The following is a 4,328-nucleotide window of genomic DNA, read 5'->3' on the forward strand; positions in this document are numbered from 1 at the left end:
ATCTAATACCGTTGTCTTACCGGCACCCTCACCGCCCTCAACCGTAATAAATAACCCCTGCTTCATGACTAGTCCTCCAACTCTACAATGAAAATTCCTTCATTTATTGATGAATGTCCTTGAAAATAGGCACCTGCTTGTTCTAGTTCTTGTATCTTTTTAATTATCTCTTGTTTTATTCGTTCTCCTGGAAGGATAATTGGTATCCCTGGTGGATAAGGAATAATAGCCTCAGCAGCAATTTGCCCTACTGCTTGATGAAGAGACACTTTAGTACGTGAATACCTTTGAAGCTCTTCCGATGATAATACTAACTTTGACACCTTATCCCCTTGAAACGACATATCATTCTTTTGTTTTATCATAACTGAATATGAGGATAATGCTGAAGTAAGTTTTTTAATAATGGGTTCTATATTCATTAACTCTTCTAATCCAAGAACGAATAAAACATGATCACGATCTGCTAGTTCTGGATATACCCCTACTTGGTTAAAGGCGTGCTGCAGCTGATAACCCGTTAATTCACATGCTGTTTTAATTGTAACCTTTAAAGGATCACATTGATAGGATTGTGGCCATTTAATCACTTCGATTTGCTTAATGGTAGCTAATTCGCGTTTAAATGTATTTACTCCTGCAAGAATCGAGATAATTCTTTGTTTATCTAATGTTTCTGCATAGGCTCTTGCTCCATCTAATGATGCCATAATCAAATAGGAAGGGCTACTTGATTGGAAAATACTCAAACTCTCTTGTAGCTGCTTTACTTTATTTCGTAGTCTTGAATGAACATGTAAAAAAGAGCCCATCGTAAGTGCCGGCAGCATCTTATGGGTTGATTGAACAACAACGTCTGCCCCTAACGTAAGAGTGGAAGTTGGAAATGAATTAGAAATTTGAAAATGGGCGCCATGAGCCTCATCGACAAGTACATAAAGACCATGCTCTTTTGCAACTGAAATTAGCTGTTTTGGATTCAATCCAACACCATAATAATTAGGAAAGGTTAACAATAATGCTTTAGCATTAGGATAAGAACGTAAGGCTTCTTGCAACGTTTCTAGGGCGATTCCAATGGGATGCCCTGTTTCTTTATCATATTCAGGAGTTAGGAAAATGGGTGTCACTCTAGCTAATTTTATTGCATGAAAAATTGACTTATGGGCGTTTCGCTGTACGAAGACGATATCGCCTGGACGACATAATGCAAAGACCATTGCTAAATTCCCGACGGTCGAACCCCCTACTAAAAAAAAGGTATGACCCGCTCCGTAAAAGCTTGCTGCTAATGTTTGTGCCTCTAAAATGGGCCCTTCTGGACTATGTAAATCATCCAAACCTTCAAGCTCTGTTACATCATACTGGAGAGCTTGTTTAAAATCGTTGTATAACATTTCCGGAAAGAAAGAACCATTTTTATGGCCTGGAACATGAAAAGATATAGGTCGCTCTTTTACATGTGTTTGTAGTGCTTGTACGAGAGGAGCTAATGTTTGCTTCATTTTTTTTCACTCCTTTCTTGTATTATAAATTGGATTGTTCTGATAATCACTTCTTCTTTAAAAATTCAGGCGATATTTTCCACTAAAATAAAAAAAACAAGCCTTAAATGACTTGTTTTTACTTACTCTTTATATATTTGCTTAATTGCTTCACATATTTATCGTAAATTAAATCGGCTGCTTCAGCATGTATCAAATCTTTCTCACAATGTTTACAAACAAAGGAATCTAGAAAATGAATGCCCTCAGACTCTTTTTGTTCACATAGAATACAAGTTTCATTTAGCCGCACTTGGATAACTCTAGTTTTTGTCATAATGACCACCCCCAGCACCATTGTCGGCAGCTTTTCAGCTTTTTATACATTTTATCTTAAGTAACCTCTCACTTTACTATTCTATTCAGTAAGGCCTGAACAGGTGCCCATGATTATGAAGGAATTTCAAAAAAGAAAACTTTACAATCGAAAAAAGCCTATTTTAATTTCGTAAAGGCACCATTGGGCAAATAGGCGAATATAGTACCTTGAAAATTGTTTAAGATAGTAAAACTGATAGGAGGTATCCATGTCCATAACGATTTATCAAGGTAATGAACATTCCTTACCACCATCAGACATCAACATTGTTATCGACGTTATACGTGCATTCACCGTTGCGCACCATGCATTTTTAAAGGGCGCAAGCAACATTTTACTCGTCGAATCTGTTGAGGATGCCCTGTTACTGAAAAATAAACACCCTCACTACCTCCTAGCAGGAGAAGTGAATGGTTTAGCAATCAAAGGATTTGATTTGGATAATTCCCCTGAACGATTCGCAAACACAAACCTTTCAGAAAAAACACTCGTTCAAAAAACAACAAATGGTGTAAAGGCTACATTAAATTCTTTGAATACTAAACAACTTTTCGTTACAGGCTTCTCGAATGCGAGAATGACAGCAAACTATATCCGTAAGCTTTACAAGGATATAGAGAATCTCACTATTCACATTATTGCTTCCCACCCAACGGGGGATGATGACCTTGCCTGTGCTGAATTTATAAGAAACATCCTTACCGGAGAAAGGGACGTAGCATCAGAGACCAAAAGGCGAATTATGAACTCAACAGCAGCAAAGAAATTTTTTGACCCACAAAACCTAGACTTTAATCGGGAGGATATACGACTTTGCACTAAAGAATTAAATCATCCTTTTATCATGAAAGTGAATAAAGAATGTAAAATACCAATGATTGAGAGGATTGACATATGAAGACTTTACCTTTTTTTGGACTCGAACTCCCAATTAGACAACCGAAACCGAGAGCTTGTGGTCAAACAATTTTAATTGATAACGGTACCTCTTTACAGCAATTTAAAGATACAATTAATAGCTATCCAGAACTCGTTGATTTTGTTAAATTTGGTTGGGGAACTTCCATTATCACAAAGCAGTTAGAAGAGAAAATTACCTGTTTACAGCAAAATAACATTCACTACTTTTTTGGTGGGACCTTATTTGAAAAGTTCCTAAGCCAAGGAAAAATTGAAAACTTCTATGATTATTGTAAAAAGTACCAGTGTAAATATATCGAAATATCAAATGGAACGATTGATTTACCAAATACCGAGAAGGCTCTATACATTTCAGATTTTTCAAAGGAGTTTCATGTTTTAAGCGAGGTTGGTAGCAAAGATTGCGAAAAGTCCAACCAATTCTGTACATCAGAATGGATTGAGCACATTCAAGAAGATCTCGAAGCTGGTTCGAATAAGGTTATTACCGAATCGCGGGAAAGTGGAACAAGTGGAATTTGCCAAAGTAATGGTGACATGCGCTACGATATTATCGATGATATCCTTTCATCAGGCATCCCAATAGAAGACATGATCTTTGAAGCACCTAACAAAAAGATGCAAACATATTTTATCAAAAAAGTCGGCCACCAGGTCAATTTAGCAAATATCCCCTTCACTGATGCCGTACCTCTTGAGACACTCAGATTAGGCTTACGTTCGGATACATTTCATTTTTTTAATAATGAGGAGGATTAAAAATGAGAGAAAGTAATAAAGTATTCCACCTTGCGATCCCTTGTAAAGATTTAGATGAAACAGCCGATTATTATCAAAAACTCGGTTGTCAACTCGCTCGTAGATATGATGATCGTGTTACCTTTAATTTTTTTGGCGACCAAGTTGTTTGTCATTTAAGCCCTGAAAATATCGATGAAAAGCCCTCCATGTATCCTCGACATTTTGGCGTGACATTTACTGATAAAGAGGAGTTCGATCGCTTATTAGATGCAGCAACTGGCAATAAGCTCCCTTTCTTTCAAGAACTTATGACCCGCTTTAAAGGCAAACAAGAAGAGCACATTACGTTCTTCCTTATTGATCCAGCAAATAACTTATTAGAGTTTAAGTATTATCATGATGTAACGATGGTTTACTAAAAATAATGAATAGCAAGCTTTCATAATTCTTCTATTCCCCCTATGAATGGTTACCAAACCTTTTTAGGGGTTTTCTATTCTCTTCTTCGGGGATGAAGAGGCATGGTGTTTTGTTACATTGTTCATTCATAATGTTTCACGAAGAGAACCGTCTCGTCTATGATGTCTTTTCTGGGAAGCTTATTCACGTTGTTTCCATCGGCTTAGTCAATGAAGAGCCTACATGCGTAATCCTTGTATAAATAAAAAAGCATAACCCTTTGGGTTATGCTTTATCGCCTGGCAACGTCCTGGCTCAACGGTTCTCTTCTACGGGGATGTGATGCATGCCGTTTCGTTTCATAGTTCAGTCATGAAGGGGTACGAAGAGAACCGTCTCGTCTC

General features: G+C 37.2%; 5 protein-coding genes. 3 read left to right on the plus strand and 2 right to left on the minus strand.

Features of this window, described 5'->3' with window-relative positions; translation table 11 throughout:
• Window positions 1-68: 68 nt before the first annotated feature.
• Window positions 69-1,505, minus strand: a complete 1,437-nt coding sequence (locus B1R93_RS21505; protein WP_088105963.1) for an aminotransferase class I/II-fold pyridoxal phosphate-dependent enzyme — start codon at window positions 1,503-1,505, stop codon at window positions 69-71.
• Between the two features lie 118 nt (window positions 1,506-1,623).
• Entirely contained in the window at window positions 1,624-1,821 is a 198-nt protein-coding gene (locus B1R93_RS21510) for a sigma factor G inhibitor Gin (protein WP_088105964.1), read from the minus strand.
• Window positions 1,822-2,071: 250 nt separating this feature from the next.
• Here B1R93_RS21510 and B1R93_RS21515 point away from each other — a divergent pair, with 250 nt between their 5' ends.
• From B1R93_RS21515 to B1R93_RS21525, 3 genes are read left to right on the plus strand one after another with little or no spacing between them, the layout of a single operon-like run.
• Window positions 2,072-2,761 carry a 2-phosphosulfolactate phosphatase gene (locus B1R93_RS21515; protein ID WP_088105965.1) on the plus strand — a complete coding sequence of 230 codons (690 nt, stop codon included), beginning with the start codon at window positions 2,072-2,074 and terminating at the stop codon, window positions 2,759-2,761.
• A complete protein-coding gene (locus tag B1R93_RS21520) occupies window positions 2,758-3,543 on the plus strand; it encodes a phosphosulfolactate synthase (protein ID WP_088105966.1) in 786 nt (261 codons plus the stop codon). The genes B1R93_RS21515 and B1R93_RS21520 overlap by 4 nt, the downstream gene beginning before the upstream one ends.
• Window positions 3,544-3,545: 2 nt before the next feature.
• Complete coding sequence (locus B1R93_RS21525; RefSeq protein ID WP_088105967.1) at window positions 3,546-3,944, plus strand: VOC family protein; 399 nt, start codon at window positions 3,546-3,548, stop codon at window positions 3,942-3,944.
• Window positions 3,945-4,328: the final 384 nt, after the last annotated feature.

The sequence above is a fragment of the Halalkalibacter urbisdiaboli genome, from assembly GCF_002156385.1.
Lineage (GTDB): Bacteria > Bacillota > Bacilli > Bacillales > Bacillaceae_D > Halalkalibacter_A > Halalkalibacter_A urbisdiaboli.

Bases quoted from the DNA above. Each gene is read 5' to 3' on its own strand.
- B1R93_RS21505 (WP_088105963.1), bottom strand. From the start codon at position 1,505: ATGAAGCAAACATTAGCTCCTCTCGTACAAGCACTACAAACACATGTA.
- B1R93_RS21510 (WP_088105964.1), bottom strand. From the start codon at position 1,821: ATGACAAAAACTAGAGTTATCCAAGTGCGGCTAAATGAAACTTGTATT.
- B1R93_RS21515 (WP_088105965.1), top strand. From the start codon at position 2,072: ATGTCCATAACGATTTATCAAGGTAATGAACATTCCTTACCACCATCA.
- B1R93_RS21520 (WP_088105966.1), top strand. From the start codon at position 2,758: ATGAAGACTTTACCTTTTTTTGGACTCGAACTCCCAATTAGACAACCG.
- B1R93_RS21525 (WP_088105967.1), top strand. From the start codon at position 3,546: ATGAGAGAAAGTAATAAAGTATTCCACCTTGCGATCCCTTGTAAAGAT.